Here is an 18,013-nt window from a genome sequence, read left to right on the forward strand (position 1 = left end):
ATATGCAATGTATATACAAAAATATTTTGGCAGTGTTTTCTGACAGCTACTTGCGGATCAGAGGCGCCGGCAGTTGCTCGTTTACTGTAAGCGATGCAGCAGTGCGATGGCTGACGACGGAATCACGTCAGCGGTCGGGCCGGATATCCGGGAGCGCGCAGCTCAAACCCTTGTTTGGTCGCTGAAAATCCGATGCGTTTGTAAAACCGGTGTGCAGCGGTGTTTTGGATGCCCGACAGCAGCATAATCTTGTAGCACCCGGTGTCCCATGCGGTGTCAGAGGCAGCATTGAGCACTTGTTCGCCGTAGCCCCACCCACGATGGTCGCGATGCGTGACCACATTTTCGATCAATGCATAGGGCGCGCAGCCGCGGGTGAAATTTGGAATGACGATCAAGGTACAGGTGGTCACAGGCACGTCACCAAGACACCCAAGCAGTATCGTCATGCCCGGATGGTGCAGCATCGTGTCGAAGGTTTTTGCTTGGACTTCTTCCGGTGCGGGTAGGTCGTTTCCAATCAGATGTTGGTAGAGCTCTGCAAGGTCGGCAAAATCGGATTTAGAAGCTGTGCGGATGTGAAATTGTATCATGATAGATCGTTTATCCCGTGTGGGCATCCGGCAATATCCGTCAGCTAGATTTAAATCTGCTGCATCTAGACGTGTTTGATCAGTTTGGTCGGGTATATCAGTTCACTTGTCATTTGGCGGACCCTTTGTATCGAGTTGCTGTGCCTCGTGACGTTTCTTCGCGAATCGCAGCAAGTGTTTGGCGAAAAAGTTCATGCCATGCCCGATTATCATCAAATAAAAAAAGAAGGCGATGACCCCTGCCGTGTTTTGAGAGAAACCAAGATCACGCATGTATTGGGTAATGCCGGAAAATGGCAGATGCCCGTTTACGTCAAGGGTCGAGGTTATGAGTATTAGGCCGGACAAAAACACATAATAAAAGGACTTCAGTACGTCTTTGAAAGTTTGCCGCCCGACTTTGAGCCGTTTCATAGGCTTCTCCAGCTAAAAAATGGTGGAAGTGACGTTGGCGTATACGGTTATACACCCTCTGCGAAGCGGCGTTACCAGAAACAAAAAAGCCCGCCGAGTGGCGGGCCTTGTATTTTGATGGTTCCAGAAAATCAGTCGATGTCGACGTAATCTTCCGGGCCGAGGCCAAGGCGGCCATCGACATAGTCGCCGCAGTTGCCGATCAGCGTGTCCATGTCGTTTTCAAAGAAGTGGTTGGCACCTGGAATCGTTTGATGGTCGATGATGATTCCCTTTTGGGTTTTCAATTTGTCGACCAGCGTCTGGACGTCTTTTTGCGGCACGACCTTGTCCTGATCGCCATGAATGATCAGGCCGGAAGACGGGCAGGGGGCCAAAAACGAGAAGTCATGCAGGTTTGCCGGCGGCGCAACGGAGATGAACCCCTCGACTTCCGGGCGGCGCATCAAGAGCTGCATGCCGATCCAGGCGCCAAAGGAGAAGCCCGCGATCCAGCAGGCCCGGGCGTCCGGATGGACCGTCTGCACCCAATCCAGCGCTGCTGCGGCATCAGACAATTCGCCCTGACCGTGATCGAATGACCCTTGAGACCGGCCGACGCCGCGGAAATTGAAGCGCAACACGGCAAATCCGCGTTTCGCGAACATGTAGTACATTTGATAAACAATCTGGTTGTTCATCGTGCCGCCAAACTGGGGATGCAGATGCAGGACCAGAGCGATGGGGGCGTTGCGCTTTTTGGCGGGATGAAACCGGCCTTCCAGCCGGCCAGCGGGACCGTTAAAGATCACCTCAGGCATGAAGCGATTTATCCTTTTGTTTTTATCCGTAGCCGGATGGCTGCGGGGAGGGACCGTCTACGTGGTTTTCCTAAGTCTAAAACTTGACTCTTTGGCTCCAAGTTTCTAGAACCCTGTTTAGAATTATTCGAAAGTTCGCATCACCAAAACAGCAACACTCGGTTCGACCGTTGACGCTGTTATCGTCATCACAGCGGAAAATATCAAGTTTTTCGGACATGTGATTGGCAAAGATGTGATTTTCGGGCCGAAGTCTGTGTCCTGTTTCGCGTTTGAGGTGTCATGCCGCGCCATTTTGACCCGATCTATCTCGATCACAACGCTGGTGCGCCGCTGCGCCCGGTGGTGCGCGAGGCCATGATCGCGGCATTGCAGGAGGCTGGAAACGCATCGTCTGTGCATACACACGGCCGGAAAGCGCGTGGAAAAATCGAAGAAGCCAGAGACGCGGTTGCACGTTTATGCGGTGCCAAAACCCGTGCGGTGACATTTGTCTCTGGTGGCACCGAAGCCAACATGACAGCATTGACGCCTGCATGGCAGGATCAAGGTGCACCGGTTTACTTGGATAAACTGTTTCGAAGTGCGATTGAGCATCCTTCCGTTGTGACAGGCGGACGGTTTCCGGTCATCGATCAGGTGGTTGTTCCCGTTGATGAAAATGGTGTTGTCCGTCTGGAAGCGCTTGAAGAGCTGATCAAAGACGTCGATCCAAGTCTGATTTCCGTAATGGCTGCCAACAATGAGACCGGGGTTGTCCAGCCGCTCGCCGAAATTGGTGCGCTTGCACAACAATATGGCCATTTCTTCCATGTCGACGCGGTCCAGGCTGCTGGCCGGATGCCGATTGATGTGGAAGCTTGGCAGGCAGATGTCATCACCCTGTCGGCACATAAATTCGGTGGTCCGCAAGGCATTGGTGCCGTTATCGTCCGCTCAACGGCCCGGGTTCCGGCTCCGCTGATGGTGGGCGGTGGTCAGGAGAATTGGCGCCGCGGCGGAACGGAAAATGTCGCTGCCATTTCTGGATTTGGCGCTGCGGCAATTTCAGCCCTTGAGGAAGCGACCGAAACACGCCATCTCCTGCATCTGAGGAAGAGACTGGAAGAGGGTTTGCGCGCGGTTTGCCCGCAGACGGTTATCTTCGGAGAGGGCGCAGATAGGCTCGCCAACACGGTTTGTTTTGCAGTTCACGGCATTGCAGCTGAAACAGCACTGATCGCTTTTGACCTTGAGCGCGTATCACTGTCGTCAGGGTCTGCATGTTCTTCGGGCAAAGTCTCCGTCTCTCATGTTCTGACGGCCATGAATGTGGATGAGGAAACGGCTCGTTGCGCGCTGCGGATTAGCATGGGCTGGGACACCAGTGAAGCAGATGTGGCGCGGTTCCTGGAGATCTGGCCGAAGATTGTCGACCGGTTGAACCCGGAGGCGCGGCACCAGGCCGCTTAAGTAAAGAATTTCAGCGGTGCGCCGCTGACCGGAATGGCTTCTGTCCAAGCGTTTGGGCGAGGCGAATGAGTTAGGAAGCTGCGGACAAAAGGTCCGCCAATTGGAGGCAAGCGATGCCAGCTGTACAGGAAACCATCGAACAGGTGAAAGCCATCGATGTTGACCAGTATAAATACGGCTTTGTGACGGACATTGAGTCCGAAAAAGGCGCAAAGGGTCTTTCTGAAGAAACCATCCGGTTTTTGTCCGCCAAAAAGGACGAACCGGAATGGATGACGGAATGGCGTCTTGATGCGCTGCGCCGGTTCCAACAGATGGAAGAGCCGAGCTGGGCCCGTGTTTCCTATCCAAAGATCGATTTTGACGATCTTTATTATTGGGCCGCACCGAAATCCGTCGAAGGTCCGAAGAGCCTGGATGAAGTCGATCCGGAGCTTCTGGCAACTTACGAAAAGCTTGGTATTCCGCTGCAAGAGCAGGAAATTCTGGCAGGTGTTGCCCCGGAAAACCGTGTGGCTGTGGACGCCGTCTTTGATTCCGTCTCCGTTGTGACGACCTTCAAGGAAGAGCTGAAGAAGGCCGGCGTCATCTTCTGCTCCATTTCTGAGGCGATGCGCGAGTATCCGGATCTGGTGAAGAAATACATCGGCTCCGTGGTTCCGGTCACCGACAATTATTATGCGACGCTGAACTCGGCTGTCTTCTCCGATGGGTCCTTCGTCTATATTCCCGAGGGCGTGCGCTGCCCGATGGAGCTGTCGACCTATTTCCGGATCAACGAGCAGAACACCGGCCAGTTCGAGCGCACGCTGATTATCGCCGACAAAGGATCCTACGTTTCCTATCTGGAAGGCTGCACGGCACCACAGCGCGATGAAAACCAGCTGCACGCCGCGGTCGTTGAGCTGATTGCCCTGGACGATGCGGAGATTAAATACTCCACCGTCCAGAATTGGTATCCGGGCGATAGCGAAGGCAAGGGCGGCATCTACAACTTCGTCACCAAGCGTGGCGATTGCCGGGGCAAGAACTCCAAGATTTCCTGGACCCAAGTTGAGACTGGATCGGCGATCACCTGGAAATATCCGTCCTGCATCCTGCGCGGCGATGGTTCGCGTGGAGAGTTCTATTCGATTGCGGTGTCCAACGGTCACCAGCAGATCGACTCGGGCACCAAGATGATCCACCTCGGCAAGAACACGTCGAGCCGGGTGATTTCTAAGGGTATTTCCGCCGGTAAATCGGAAAACACCTATCGGGGGCTGATTTCGGCACACCGCAAGGCGTCACATGCCCGGAACTTCACGCAGTGTGACTCTCTGCTGATCGGCCAGGAGTGCGGCGCGCATACGGTGCCTTATATCGAGAGCAAAAACGCATCTGCCCAGTTCGAACACGAGGCGACCACCTCAAAGATTTCGGACGACCAGATGTTCTATTGCCTGCAGCGCGGCATGAACGAGGAAGAAGCAGTCGCCCTTATCGTCAATGGCTTCGTCAAGGACGTCATCCAGCAGCTGCCGATGGAATTTGCCGTGGAAGCTCAGAAACTGATCTCGATCAGCCTGGAAGGGTCTGTGGGGTAATCGCTCCACTATTTGAATGACTATTCGGGCGATTGCCCAACGTATTACAAGGACACATCTCAATGCTTGAGATCAAAAACCTGCACGCACGTATTGCGGAAGACGAAACGGAAATCCTGCGCGGCATCGATCTGACGATCAACGCCGGTGAAGTGCATGCCATTATGGGCCCGAACGGCTCCGGCAAGTCCACGCTGTCTTACATTCTGGCCGGCAAGGACGACTATGAAGTCACCGAGGGCGAGATCCTGTTCAACGGTGAAAACATGCTTGAGATGGAGCCGGATGAGCGGGCTGCGGCCGGCATGTTCCTGGCATTCCAATACCCGATCGAAATTCCGGGTGTTGCCACCATGGAATTCCTAAAGACAGCCATGAATGCACAGCGCGTAGCTCGCGGCGAAGACAAGCTGTCAATTCCGGACTTCATGAAACGCGTCAAGGAAGCTGCAAACTACCTGAACGTTTCCATGGACATGCTGAAGCGTCCGCTGAACGTCGGGTTCTCCGGCGGTGAAAAGAAGCGGGCCGAAATCCTGCAGATGTCTCTGCTGGAGCCGAAACTCTGCGTGCTTGACGAAACCGACTCCGGTTTGGACATCGATGCCCTGCGCATCGTGTCTGAAGGTGTCAACAAACTGCGGTCTCCAGAGCGGGCCATGGTTGTGATCACCCACTACCAGCGTCTTCTCGATCACATTGTCCCCGATGTTGTCCACGTCTTATCCAAAGGCAAGATCGTGAAAACGGGCGATAAAGATCTGGCGCTTGAGCTGGAGAAAAACGGCTACGCCGATTACATCGATACGGCCGCTTAAGGGAGTTTTGTGCGATATGAACGCAACTGTCCCCATTAAGAACACGCAGGCCGAAACAGACCTGATTGCACGGTTTGAGGCGGCGAAGGATGCCCTTCCAGGCTCGGTCGCTGTTGCGGCCCTGCGTGAGGGTGCGCTTGGCCAAATCCGCGACAAGGGCCTGCCGCACCGGCGGGTGGAAGAATATAAATACTCTGACCTGCGGGCATTTATGAAATCCGCGGCTCCTCTGGCGGCCGGGACCGAACAATCTGACGCCCAAAATGCTCTGAATTTCCTGGAGAGCTTTGCCGATTTGGACCGTTACAAGATTGTTTTGGCAAACGGATCCTATCTCCCCGCGCTGTCTGATGTAGAGGCTCTGGCAGGTGAAGGCGTCACCGTAAGCAACATGGCCGATTTCTTGGCTGGGGAAGAGGGCGCGCAGGCGCTTTCCTTTCCGAAGACCGGAGCAAGCGATGGTGTTGTTGCCCTCAACACGGCCTTTGTTCAGGGCGGCGTGATCCTGACCGTCAAGGACGGCGCGGAAGTGTCCAAACCGGTGGAACTGATCCAACTGGCTACGGCATCCGGTGCGCAAGCCGTCCGGAACAAGGTGGTGGTCGGCAAGGGCGCAAAACTCCATCTGCTGGAAAGCTTCACCGGGGACACAGGGAACGGCGAAATCAATACGGTTTTCGATTACTCCGTTGCCGACAATGCACAGCTTGCTGCAACCCGTGTGATCGCTGGCAAATCCGACGCCGCGCATCTTTACACGAGCATCGCAACACTTGGCGCGGATGCGGAGTTCAAATCGCTCGGCTTCATCGCAGGCCCGCGGTTTGTCCGCAATCAGCAGTTCGTCAACTTCACTGGCGAAAACTCAGAAGCCAAGATCTATGGTGTCTCTATGGCTGGCGGCGAGGATCTGGCTGACCAGACCCTGATTGTCGATCATGCGGTGCCGCATTGTAACAGCCGTGAGTTCTTCAAAACCGTTCTCGATGGCCGGGCGCGGGGCGTTTATCAAGGCCGGATCAATGTGGCTCAGCATGCCCAGAAGACCGATGGTGAAATGATGACGCAGGCTCTGCTTCTCTCAGAGGAAGCGGAGATGGCTAATAAGCCGGAACTGGAAATCTTTGCCGACGATGTTCTGTGTGCCCATGGTGCGACCAGCGGTCAAATTGACGAAGACCTGCTGTTTTATCTACGTGCTCGTGGCATTCCGGAAGACGAGGCAAAAACCCTTCTGGTTTTGGCGTTCTTGTCGGAAGCGATTGAAGAATATGGCGAAGACGATGTGACGGAGGGCCTGGAAGCGCGGGTGCGCGACTGGCTTGCTGGTCACTGAATAGAGGTAGTACGTCTTTGCTGGGCTTGACCCGGCAATCCATACCGTTGGCTTTCGGTTGTTAGAAACGGTCACGGTATGGATGCCATGGTCGAGCCATGGCATGACGAAAAGAAAGAATTGAACAAGGAGCAGCGCCGCATGACGGTCGCAACCGCTACTGAGACCATTGCACCGGCGTCTTACGACGTTGAAGCGATCCGAAAGGACTTTCCGATCCTCTCGCGAGAGGTTTATGGCAAGCCACTGGTCTATTTGGACAACGGCGCGTCCGCGCAAAAGCCTCAGGCGGTGATCGATGCGGTGACGCATGCGTATTCGCATGAATATGCCAATGTGCACCGCGGCCTGCATTACTTGTCCAATACAGCGACCGACAATTATGAAGCGGCCCGGGAAAAGGTTCGGCGTTTTTTGAACGCAGAATCGACCGACAACATCGTTTTCACCAAAGGCACCACGGAGGCCATCAATCTTGTGGCCTATGGTTTGGGCGGAAAGTTCTTTGATGAGGGCGACGAGATCGTTCTGTCCATCATGGAACACCACTCCAACATTGTGCCGTGGCACTTCCACCGGGAAAGGCACGGTGCGAAGTTGAAGTGGGTCTATGTGCGCGAAGACGGGTCCTTCGATCTGGATGCCTTCGAAAGTGCACTTACCGAGCGTACGAAGCTGGTTGCGATCACGCATATGTCCAATGTCTTGGGCACGGTTGTTCCTGTCAAGGAAGTCTGCCGGATCGCCCATGAACGGGGCATCCCGGTGCTGGTGGATGGCAGTCAATCGGCGGTCCACATGCCGGTCGATGTTCAGGACATTGACTGCGACTACTATGTCTTTACTGGCCACAAGGTTTATGGCCCGTCTGGCATTGGCGCTCTTTACGGAAAGAAAGAACGTCTGGAGGCTCTGCGGCCGTTCCAGGGTGGCGGCGAGATGATCCTTGATGTGACTGAAGACAATGTCACCTACAACGCCCCACCGCATCGGTTTGAAGCTGGTACACCACCGATCGTGCAGGCCATCGGCCTAGGAGCCGCATTGGACTACATGGATTCGATTGGCCGTGAAAACATCGCGCGCCATGAAGAGGACCTGAAGGTCTATGCCCATGAAAAGCTGCGGCAGATCAATTCCTTGCGCATTTTCGGCGATGCCCCAGGGAAGGGGGCAATCATCTCCTTTGAGATCGAAGGTGCGCATGCCCATGACGTGTCCACGATCATCGATCGATCGGGTGTCGCAGTGCGTGCCGGGACACATTGTGCTCAGCCCCTCTTGGCAAAATACGGTGTAACCTCTACATGCCGGGCAAGCTTTGGCATGTACAACACGCGCGATGAAGTCGACGCGCTTTATGAGGCCTTGTTGAAGGCCAAGAGTTTTTTCGGGTAAGGACGGACGTCAATGGAAAACGCCAACACCATCGACACAGCTGCGGAGAGCACGGAACTGACGGCGGACGTTCCGTCTAAAAGTGCGATCCCAACGGCAGAGCTGGAGCAGCTGACCACTGACATCATCAGCGCGATCAAGACGGTCTACGATCCCGAAATTCCTTGCGATATCTATGAACTCGGTCTGATCTACAAGGTTGATATCGAGGACGACCGTTCGATCAACATCGACATGACGCTGACTGCTCCAGGATGTCCGGTGGCTGGCGAAATGCCGGGCTGGGTTGAAAACGCAGTTGCTTCCGTGGCCGGCGTTGGGCCTGTGAATGTCGATATGGTGTTTGATCCACCGTGGACACCGGATCGCATGTCCGATGAAGCCAAAGTTGCTCTCAACTGGTATTGAGTTCTTTACTTTGGAATCTTAAGCTGAGTTCCTATATCAAGTTCTCAGATCGCGAACAGCTGTGAGGATATGATGGCGTCTGCCGGAAAATTCCAGGTTATGACATTGACCGATGCCGCGGCTGAGCGGGTAAACGAGCTTGTCGAAAATTCCGATAAGCCAGCGCTCGGCCTGCGCGTGGGAATCAAAAAAGGCGGCTGTGCCGGCATGGAATACGCCATGGATTTGGTGGAAGAAGCCAAGCCAGGCGACGATGTGATTGAGGACAAGGGCGCCAAGATCTTTGTTGATCCGTCTGCTGTTCTGTTTCTGCTCGGTACGGAAATGGATTTCGAAGTGACCAAATTCCGCTCCGGATTTGTCTTCAAAAACCCAAATGAAGTGTCCGCCTGCGGCTGCGGTGAGTCGGTGTCCTTGCAGGCTGCCGACCTCAGTGTCCACGCGAGATCCTGATCCTCTATTATCCTTCCCGAAGGTGGCAACGTGAAACTTTTTGAGCGGCTGAAAGCCGACGCGGCTCCGCAGTGGGCCGACTATGTTGATCATTCGTTTGTCCGGCAACTTGGCACAGGCGAATTGCCCCTAGAGGCCTTCAAACATTATCTGGTGCAGGATTACCTGTTTTTGATCCAATTTGCCCGCGCTTACGCGCTCGGCATCTATAAGAGCCCAAGTGTCGATGACATGCGGCAGTCGTTGGAAGGTGTTAAAGCCATCCTTGATGTGGAGCTGGACCTTCATTTGGAACTCTGCGGTTCCTGGGGCATGTCGCGCTCGGACATTGAAAGCGCGCCGGAAGACACGCCGACAATGGCCTACACACGGTTTGTGCTGGATGCGGGCATGGCAGGGGATTTGCTGGACCTGCAAGCAGCTCTGGCGCCCTGCATTATCGGATATGCGGAAATTGGTGTTGCGCTGAAGAACAAAGGTTCAGCGACAGAAGACAATCCCTATACGCGCTGGATCAACGAATACGGCAGCGACGAGTACCAGGAATTGGCGCAAGGATTTGCTGAATGGATGGATAAGACCGCCGAGATCTATCTGACCGAAGCCCGCTATCCGCGTTTGTCGTCTCTCTTTGAAAAGGCCAGCCGATTGGAATCCGGGTTTTGGCAAATGGGGCTAGATGCCGTCAAATAGTCAGGAATTATGAAAAACAGTGTCGCTTCACATCAAGCGACGTTTTCCTGCTCAAGATCATTTTCAGTACGCACAAGGTTGCGGCCGGCATTTTTGGCAGCATACATCGCCTCATCCGCGCGGGCGATAATGGAATGTGCCGTATCGTTCTGGCCAAATGCGGCAACGCCCGCTGAGATCGTGACGCGTCCTAGGTTTTCACCCGTTGAGCGTTTAACAAGCTCCTTGGCCATGACCGCTGCCCGGATTTTCTCTGCAATCTCGGCAGCCTGGTCCAGTTCGGTGTGCGGCAGGATAATCGCGAATTCCTCACCACCATATCGGCAGGCAATGTCCTGGCTTTTGATGTTCTGTTTGACCGACAAGGCAACCAGCCGGAGAACCTGATCACCTGTTTGGTGACCATAGGTGTCGTTGAACTTTTTGAAGTGATCGATATCAGTCATCAGAAGGCAGAAACCGCGGCGGCTTTCTTCCGAATTGCGAATGACTTTTTCAAGTGAGTTATCGAAATGCTTACGGTTGTTGAGCGTGGTCAGTTCGTCAATCAACGACTCGTAACGGATCGCTTCAAGCGACGATTGCAAGTTTTCGATGTGTTTCTTCGATTCAAGCAGCTGACTTTCCAGCTTGCGATTTGACGCAACAGCATTTTGTGTCGATCTGACCAAATGGGTCACATAGATTTTCAGCTTGTCCGGGTCTGTAATGTTGGAAATTTTTAGACCGGCCTGCTCAAGTGCGCTGCCGTAGTCAGAGGTCGCATCCGCGCTGAGTTTCAGAGTTTCGACGATTTCTTCGACTTCGCGGGAGACTTTGTTGCCGACATCATCCAAACGGTCGCCGAGCCGTGTCGGCGATAAGAAACGGCCATAAAGTGACAGCATCTCGTCGGTGCTGATACGTCCGTTTTCCTTGATGGTTTCGTTGACAGCCCGGTTTAGGCCTTGATTGTAGCCGGCAGCGTATGTGTACCAGAGTTCGTACGATCTCGGATAGGCAGGTAAGGTGTTTTTCCTAATATACCCCACCGCGGACTCACCATATCCGATGGTCCTGTTGTGATCGTCCTTGTCCGACATCAAATTACTCTCGCTCAGAAGCTGAATTGTTAACCGCCCCACACGGCTTCAATTCTTAGTCTCTAAGATCTGACGTAAGGTTTAAAGTCGGGTTAAATCTCCTGTTAAAGTCACCAATATCCCAGAGTTAGGATGCTTTTTTCGGCCGGGGTTCGCGCAGCAAGAAAGCTGGGATGTGCACGCCTTCGCTAAAGGCAGGTGCGGATTTATCGGACCGGGATTTCTTGGAAGTAGATTTCTGAGAAATGGTGGAAACTCCTGCAGTTGACGGCTTTACTTCAACCGCTTCTTCAGCGGAACTTGTCTCATTACGGCGGCGGGATTGACCCCGTTTTTTGGCGGGTTTAGCCTCTGCTGCTTCGTTGTCGTTGCTCGAGGCCGTTTTTGACGTTTTGGAAGTGCGGCGCTTGGCTTTGCGTTCCTTGGCTGCAGCTTCGAAGTCAATTGATTCGCCAATCCACTCAATGGATTGCTTGGTCAGCTCTTCAATTGCTTGCAGATATTTTTGGTCGCTGTCCGTGACGAGCGTGTAAGCAGTGCCAGAACGGCCTGCACGTCCGGTGCGGCCAATCCGGTGGACATAATCTTCCGCATTGATCGGAATGTCGTAATTGAAGACGTGGCTGACTTCAGGAATGTCCAAACCGCGCGCTGCAACGTCACTGGCCACCAGAAGCTTGATGTTTCCTTTGCGGAAATTCTCAAGCATCATCATACGGGTGCGTTGATCCATGTCGCCATGAAGCGCACCGACATTGTATTCGTGACGCTCGAGCGAGCGGAACAGGGTAGAGACATCCCGTTTGCGGTTGCAGAAAACAATGGCGTTCTGCAGTTCTTCAGATTGCTCCAAGAGCTCGCGCAAGGTGGCGCGCTTGTCGTAATCCTTGGACGCTGAGGCTTTGAGTCGCTGCGTTACATTCTCAGCCGTAGAAGAGGTTGGTGCGACTTCAATTCGGGCCGGGTTCTGCAGGAAAGTTTCCGTCAAACGTTGAATTTCGGGCGGCATGGTTGCCGAGAAAAACAGAGTTTGGCGGGTGAACGGGATCAGTTTACAGATCCGCTCAATATCCGGAATGAAGCCCATGTCGAGCATCCGGTCAGCTTCATCGATCACCAGGATTTCGACGCCTTGCAAAAGCAGTTTTCCGCGTTCGAAATGGTCGAGCAGGCGGCCCGGTGTTGCGATCAAGACATCGGTGCCCCGGTCAAGTTTCTTGTCCTGGTCGGCAAAAGAGACACCACCAATCAAAAGCGCAACGTTGAGCTTATGGTTGGTGCCGTATTTTTCGAAATTTTCTTCGACCTGGGCAGCCAGCTCGCGGGTCGGCTCCAAAATCAGAGTGCGCGGCATCCGTGCACGGGCCCGGCCTTTCTCCAAGAGCGTCAGCATCGGCAAAGTGAAACTTGCCGTCTTGCCGGTCCCTGTTTGGGCGATGCCAAGAACGTCCCTGCGTTCAAGAACTTGCGGGATCGCACCTGCTTGAATAGCTGTTGGATCTTTATAACCTGCCGCATCAACTGCAGCGAGGACCTTCTCGCTCAGACCGAGAGTATTAAATGACATGGAGCACTTTGCCCGGATGTTGTGATGTAAAGGCCGCAGCTCATCTTGAGCCACCCTACGCCGATGTGCGCACACACTACATTTGTTCGCTTCCAAGTCAATGCATTGGCGAGGTTAAATGTTAGAAATGTTCAGTATTTCTGCGCGTGTTTTGCCATCTCAGTTAATAGGCTTTCTTAATTTGCCTTAAAATGCGGCTTCCGCGATCAGTGAAAGTACTCAAATGACTTAATATTAGCGTATTCACTAATTTCAAAACCAAAAGCGTGTGGAGGTCCGGCCAGTGTACATCGCGTTCGATTGAAATCGGTTTTTGCTTTCCAAAATCACAGATTTCAACGCTAAGAGCGATGCTTACGATTTCCAAGATACGCGACACGCTCTCAAAAGTCAGTTGAGTAGCGGGCTTGGTATGGGTGCATTTGTTGTTTGCTAAGAAAGAGTCTGCCTAAATATCCAGATCGTCAGCAAATTCGGCATTATCCTGAATAAAGCGGAAGCGGGCTTCGGGTTTGTTGCCCATGAGCCGTTCTACCGTATCATTGGTATCGGCAATTGCGGTTTCATCGACGCTGACTTTCAAAAGCGAACGTTTGGACGGATCCATCGTCGTTTCTTTCAGCTGTGCCGGCAGCATTTCGCCCAGACCCTTAAAGCGGCCGATCTCAACCTTGGACTTGCCTTTGAAGGCCTTTGCCAGAAGCTCATCCTTATGCATGTCATCGCGGGCATATAGAGTTTTTCCACCTTGGCTCAGGCGGTAGAGTGGCGGAACAGCGAGGTATAGATGGCCGCAGCGGATCAGCTCGGGCATTTCACGGTAGAAGAAGGTGATAAGGAGCGAGGCGATGTGGGCACCATCGACGTCCGCATCGGTCATGATGACGATTTTTTCGTAGCGAAGATCCGGTTCTGCATAAGCGGATCGTGTGCCGCAGCCAAGGGCCTGGATCAGATCCGCTAGCTGCTGGTTGGCGACGAGTTTGTCGCGGCCAGCGTTGGCAACGTTCAAAATCTTCCCGCGCAAGGGAAGAACCGCTTGATTGGACCGGTTGCGCGCCTGTTTGGCAGAGCCGCCCGCCGAATCTCCCTCCACGATGAAGAGTTCAGTGCCTTCGGATTGGTTGGTGGAACAATCGGCCAGTTTTCCTGGAAGGCGCAGCTTGCGGACAGCCGATTTGCGCGCGACATCTTTTTCCTGACGGCGGCGCAGACGTTCCTCAGCCCGGTCGATCACCCATTCCAATAGCTTGTTGGCCTGGTTGGGGGAGGCGGTGAGCCAGTGATCGAAGGCATCGCGGACCGCCGTTTCAGCGATCCGGGTTGCTTCGTTGGTCGCGAGTTTGTCTTTGGTCTGGCCGACAAACTCAGGCTCGCGGATGAAGACCGACAACATGCCGCCAGCGGATGTCATGACATCATCGCCGGTGATGATGGACGCCTTCTTGTTGTTGACCAATTCACCATAGGCTTTGAGGCCGCGCAGCAACGCATAGCGGAAACCGGCCTCATGGGTGCCGCCTTCCGGTGTGGTGACGGTGTTACAATAAGAGCTGATGAACCCGTCGCCGGCAAACCAGCTGACGGCCCATTCGACAGAGCCGTGTTTTCCGGTTTTGTTGGTACGACCGGCAAAAACTTCGTCAACGACGCGTCGTTCTTTGCCGAGTCGTTCTGCCAAGAAGTCCTTTAGGCCCCCGGGGAAGTGAAAGACGGCCTCGGCTGGGGTTTCATCTTTTTCGGATATGAGTTCAGGTGCGCAGTGCCAGCGGATTTCAACACCGCCGAACAAATACGCCTTGGATCGGGCCATTTTCAAAAGGCGCGCAGGCAGGAATTTTGCGCCTTTTCCGAAGATTGTTTCATCCGGCTTGAACCGCACCATGGTGCCACGGCGGTTCTGTGTATCGCCCACAAGCTCCAAAGGGCCTTGCGGATGGCCGCGCCGGAAGACCTGGCGGTAGAGTTTGCGGCTACGGGCGACTTCAACTACCAGCTCGTTAGAGAGCGCATTGACCACCGACACGCCGACGCCGTGCAAGCCGCCGGAGGTCTCGTAGACCTTGCTGTCGAATTTACCGCCCGCGTGCAGGGTAGTCATAATGACTTCCAATGCCGACTTGTCCTTAAATTTCGGATGCGGGTCGACTGGGATGCCACGACCGTTGTCGGTGATATTCAGATACCCATCAGCGCCCAAGGTGACATCAATCCAGGTTGCGTGGCCGGCAACGGCCTCATCCATCGAGTTGTCGATGACCTCGGCAAAGAGGTGGTGCAGCGCCTTTTCATCGGTTCCACCGATATACATGCCCGGGCGGCGGCGCACCGGTTCCAAGCCTTCCAGAACCTCAATGTCGGCTGCCGAATAGTCGCCGCTGTCGGCAACAGCTTCTGGCTTCTTGCGGGCAGAGGCGATGTCGGTCACGGGCGCTGGCGGGGCCACGGCTGCCGGTACGGTGTTTTCTTCCACCGGAGTGGAGATGGCCGCGTTGCCTGCAAAAAGATCGTCTTTTCCGCTCATTGCGTATCGCCTGATGGGTTTCTTGGTTCTGGTTACTGGGGCTTTATGCCGTATTTCAAGGCCGGTCCTACACCGAATCACATTCAAGTTTGAAGTACAAACAAAGAACAGCCAAGGATTTTGGCGAAAAGCCCCCGTTTTCCCCAACGTTGATTGTTTTTTCGGCCAATGCGGGCCTTTTGCAGGGACAGAAACTGATCGTCAACCAGGCTGTGTTTTGATCACCGCGTGCTGGGGGAACGGCGATTGTGCTCATTTGGCAACAGTTGCCGGCAAAGTGGCGCTGTGCCTTCGCGGAACCACTTGATGCCAATGTTCGGCCATGTTTGCGGTACACCAGTTGCGGTTAGACGGAAGCAATCATTGTTTCCGTCGTTGGGATATGTGGGTCTTCAAGGTCTTAGACCGGTTTGAGCTAATCGGTGCCAACAGCCCAACTTAGGCCAGAATGATTGGCCATATATGAGTGAAGCAGGATGCGCGTTCAAGATAGAACCAGTCCCAGCTTCTAAACCTCAAGCGAGTGCTTGGGATAGATTGTAAATGGGACAGAAACGCCCGTTACGGCAGGGGGCGTCCGGCGGAGAATAGTGTAAACGGGATGTACAATAAGAAGACAAAACGTCAGCACTTGACCAAGGCCAGTGTCCTGATAGGCGCTGCGGCGCTGATGTTGGCTGCGGTGCCTGCCCAAGCCTTCGATGGCAAGCCAGCAGCACCCGGTCCGATTAATCCATCTACTTTGTCTCCCAATGAGGCTTTGCGGGCTGGTGCACGCCAGTATTATTCCGGCGACAAGACAGCTGCGATATCTTCTCTGCAATACGCTGCGGAGAATGGACAGGCGATGGCAGCTTGGAAGCTCGGCGACATGTATGCAAAGGGCGACGGCGTTCAAGAAGACGACTACAAGGCGTACCAGTATTACAGCCAGATCGTCCGCACTCATGGTGATGACGGACCGGAATCCCCGGATGCGCCCTTCGTCTCCAGCGCCTTTGTGGCGCTTGGCACCTACTATCTGAACGGAATTGAGGGGGCTGTCCCGAAAGATGTCGGTCAAGCCCGGCGGATTTTTACCCACGCAGCGTCTTATTTCGGTGATGCAGCAGCCCAGTATCATCTCGGCCGCATTTATCAGGAGAGCAACCGCCGGATGGCTGTGCGCTGGTACAATCTAGCTGCACTTAAGGGCCATGTCGGAGCCCAGGCCCGGCTCGGAGAAACATTGTTCTCGCTTGGTTCATCGGACAAGAAAAAGGCGCGCGGCCTGATGTGGCTGACCGTGGCCCGTGAACAGGCCAGTGGTCATGATGCCAATTGGATCAACGATCTGCACGAACAGTTTTTCGCAGTGGCTCCCGAACCGGTTCGGGAAAAGGCGCGTTCCATGGCCGATACCTGGATTGAGCGCAACCGGCCGGACACCTTGACCGCCCAACAAGTGCCGACGCAGTAATTTCCTGATTTGTTAGGATTTTTGTTCGAACGCGCGAATAGCGGACGGCTTACTCCGCACGTCGCACCTGCGGCATCTTCCTCAAAACACCGGCTCGCTCATCAACGGATCAGGCGAGGCTTGTTGAATGGGCTTTTGTTCCAGTGGCGTCAAGAATGCTTGCGGGCAGGGGGACTGGCTCATTTGCCAGGATGTGTTGTTGAGTACCATGGAGCAGGTGGCAATCCGCGTGCTCGTCCCACTTCCCAAACATATTGAATCGCCAATACTGTAATCTTGGCCTTTGTACCGGCACGTGCAGGGAACGTCTGGATTGGAGGCCTGTTGGGCATGGGCGGCAGACATCAGCAAGAGCATAGCACCAAGAGTTGCCGCGAGTGCTATTGCAAAAACATCAGAGATTGGTTGCAGCCGCACGCGGCGCCAGTAGAAATGCCCGCGGATCGCCGGTGCGGGCGGAAGGCGTTTGTCCGTTATCCCATTCCCCAAAGGGTACCATGGGCGCAGCCTTCCGCAAAAGGTATATATTTGCGGCTATTTTCAACTTCGTTTGAGCCCCGCTTTGTGTCAAAACGTAAGCGTCGGTTTACGCCGCCATCTTGACCCAAACAGGCACGTGGTCAGAGGGTTTTTCCCACCCGCGGACATGTTTGTCGATGCCGCAGCCGAGCAGTTTGTCGGTTGCCTGTGCGGACATCAAAATATGATCAATGCGAATACCGTTATTCTTTTGCCAGGCTCCCGCCTGATAATCCCAGAAGGTGTAAGTGTCTGGTTCTTCTGTACAAGCACGCACAGCTTCGGTCATACCAAGATGGGTGAGTGCCCGGAATTTTTGGCGGCTTTCGGGTTGATAAAGCGCATCCTCTGTCCAGTTTTCCGGGTTTCTGGCGTCAATTGGATCTGGGATGACGTTGTAATCACCGAGCAATAGGAATGGTGTCTCCTCCGCCAGACGCTTTTCGGCATGCACCAGCAGGCGGTCCATCCAGCCCAGTTTATAGGGAAACTTTTCCGTCCCCAGCGGATTGCCGTTCGGAAGATAAAGGCAGCCGAATCGGACAACGCCTTCGCCAAGGGTGACACTCGCCTCGATATAACGGGCCTGTTCGTCCTCGTCGTTGCCGGGCAGGCGGCGTTGAACATCCTCTAGAGGAGTTTTGGAAAGAATGGCGACGCCATTAAAGCCCTTCTGGCCGTGCGTTTCGACGTTGTAGCCAAGGTCTTCAAACGGCTGGCAAGGAAAGTTCTCGTCGACGGATTTGATTTCCTGAAGACAGGCAACGTCAGGTGAGGAGTCTTTCAGCCATTCCTGGACAGTTTCCAGACGGGCTTTGACCCCATTGATGTTCCAGGTGGCAATTTTCATGACTGGTCCCCGTGCATTGCTGAGCCGCATCATAGGCAATTGCGCTCACTTGTCGCCTATG

15 protein-coding genes and 1 pseudogene are annotated in these 18,013 nt (G+C 54.2%); 9 read left to right on the top strand and 7 right to left on the bottom strand.

The window, feature by feature from the left end:
- Nucleotides 1-122: 122 nt before the first annotated feature.
- From ACOOFE_RS12450 to ACOOFE_RS12460, 3 genes are all read right to left on the bottom strand, one after another.
- Nucleotides 123-593 carry a GNAT family N-acetyltransferase gene (locus tag ACOOFE_RS12450; RefSeq protein WP_420415212.1) on the bottom strand — a complete coding sequence of 157 codons (471 nt, stop codon included), beginning with the start codon at nucleotides 591-593 and terminating at the stop codon, nucleotides 123-125.
- 102 nt (nucleotides 594-695) lie between these two features.
- Entirely contained in the window at nucleotides 696-1,007 is a 312-nt protein-coding gene (locus tag ACOOFE_RS12455; RefSeq protein WP_420415213.1) for a hypothetical protein, read from the bottom strand.
- 131 nt (nucleotides 1,008-1,138) lie between these two features.
- The gene (locus ACOOFE_RS12460) at nucleotides 1,139-1,807 is read right to left on the bottom strand and encodes an alpha/beta hydrolase (protein ID WP_141186668.1); all 669 of its coding nucleotides are present in this window, start codon (nucleotides 1,805-1,807) and stop codon (nucleotides 1,139-1,141) included.
- A gap of 282 nt (nucleotides 1,808-2,089) precedes the next feature.
- Between ACOOFE_RS12460 and ACOOFE_RS12465 the strand changes: the two genes are divergently transcribed.
- The 8 genes from ACOOFE_RS12465 to tenA all read left to right on the top strand — a co-directional run bounded on the left by ACOOFE_RS12465 (nucleotide 2,090) and on the right by tenA (nucleotide 9,951).
- Nucleotides 2,090-3,259, top strand: a complete 1,170-nt coding sequence (locus tag ACOOFE_RS12465) for a cysteine desulfurase family protein (protein WP_420415214.1) — start codon at nucleotides 2,090-2,092, stop codon at nucleotides 3,257-3,259.
- A gap of 113 nt (nucleotides 3,260-3,372) precedes the next feature.
- A complete protein-coding gene (gene sufB, locus ACOOFE_RS12470; RefSeq protein ID WP_141186670.1) occupies nucleotides 3,373-4,845 on the top strand; it encodes a Fe-S cluster assembly protein SufB in 1,473 nt (490 codons plus the stop codon).
- Nucleotides 4,846-4,907: 62 nt separating this feature from the next.
- Nucleotides 4,908-5,663 carry a Fe-S cluster assembly ATPase SufC gene (gene sufC, locus ACOOFE_RS12475; RefSeq protein WP_141186671.1) on the top strand — a complete coding sequence of 252 codons (756 nt, stop codon included), beginning with the start codon at nucleotides 4,908-4,910 and terminating at the stop codon, nucleotides 5,661-5,663.
- Nucleotides 5,664-5,679: 16 nt separating this feature from the next.
- A complete protein-coding gene (gene sufD / locus ACOOFE_RS12480) occupies nucleotides 5,680-6,999 on the top strand; it encodes a Fe-S cluster assembly protein SufD (protein ID WP_420415215.1) in 1,320 nt (439 codons plus the stop codon).
- 141 nt (nucleotides 7,000-7,140) lie between these two features.
- Nucleotides 7,141-8,397, top strand: coding sequence for a cysteine desulfurase (locus tag ACOOFE_RS12485; protein WP_420415216.1), 1,257 nt, complete (start codon nucleotides 7,141-7,143; stop codon nucleotides 8,395-8,397).
- A 12-nt stretch (nucleotides 8,398-8,409) separates the two neighbouring features.
- Nucleotides 8,410-8,805: an SUF system Fe-S cluster assembly protein gene (locus ACOOFE_RS12490; RefSeq protein ID WP_420415217.1), complete on the top strand. Its 396-nt coding sequence runs from the start codon at nucleotides 8,410-8,412 to the stop codon at nucleotides 8,803-8,805.
- A gap of 99 nt (nucleotides 8,806-8,904) precedes the next feature.
- Nucleotides 8,905-9,258 (top strand): Fe-S cluster assembly scaffold SufA, encoded by a 354-nt coding sequence (gene sufA, locus ACOOFE_RS12495; protein WP_420415218.1) that lies wholly within the window; start codon nucleotides 8,905-8,907, stop codon nucleotides 9,256-9,258.
- Nucleotides 9,259-9,288: 30 nt separating this feature from the next.
- Nucleotides 9,289-9,951 carry a thiaminase II gene (gene tenA / locus ACOOFE_RS12500; RefSeq protein WP_420415219.1) on the top strand — a complete coding sequence of 221 codons (663 nt, stop codon included), beginning with the start codon at nucleotides 9,289-9,291 and terminating at the stop codon, nucleotides 9,949-9,951.
- A gap of 32 nt (nucleotides 9,952-9,983) precedes the next feature.
- Here the strand turns inward: tenA and ACOOFE_RS12505 are convergent, their stop codons facing one another.
- From ACOOFE_RS12505 to parE, 3 genes and pseudogenes are all read right to left on the bottom strand, one after another.
- Nucleotides 9,984-11,033, bottom strand: coding sequence for a GGDEF domain-containing protein (locus ACOOFE_RS12505; protein WP_420415220.1), 1,050 nt, complete (start codon nucleotides 11,031-11,033; stop codon nucleotides 9,984-9,986).
- 480 nt (nucleotides 11,034-11,513) lie between these two features.
- Nucleotides 11,514-12,600, bottom strand: a pseudogene (locus tag ACOOFE_RS12510) (DEAD/DEAH box helicase); the annotation flags it as partial.
- A gap of 448 nt (nucleotides 12,601-13,048) precedes the next feature.
- Entirely contained in the window at nucleotides 13,049-15,124 is a 2,076-nt protein-coding gene (gene parE, locus ACOOFE_RS12515) for a DNA topoisomerase IV subunit B (protein WP_420415221.1), read from the bottom strand.
- A gap of 601 nt (nucleotides 15,125-15,725) precedes the next feature.
- Here parE and ACOOFE_RS12520 point away from each other — a divergent pair.
- Nucleotides 15,726-16,583 carry a tetratricopeptide repeat protein gene (locus ACOOFE_RS12520; protein WP_420415222.1) on the top strand — a complete coding sequence of 286 codons (858 nt, stop codon included), beginning with the start codon at nucleotides 15,726-15,728 and terminating at the stop codon, nucleotides 16,581-16,583.
- A 586-nt stretch (nucleotides 16,584-17,169) separates the two neighbouring features.
- Here ACOOFE_RS12520 and xth read toward each other — a convergent pair.
- Complete coding sequence (xth, locus tag ACOOFE_RS12525) at nucleotides 17,170-17,952, bottom strand: exodeoxyribonuclease III (protein ID WP_420415223.1); 783 nt, start codon at nucleotides 17,950-17,952, stop codon at nucleotides 17,170-17,172.
- Between the last annotated feature and the right edge of the window lie 61 nt (nucleotides 17,953-18,013).

This window comes from Roseibium sp. (assembly GCF_965216085.1).
Lineage (GTDB): Bacteria > Pseudomonadota > Alphaproteobacteria > Rhizobiales > Stappiaceae > Roseibium.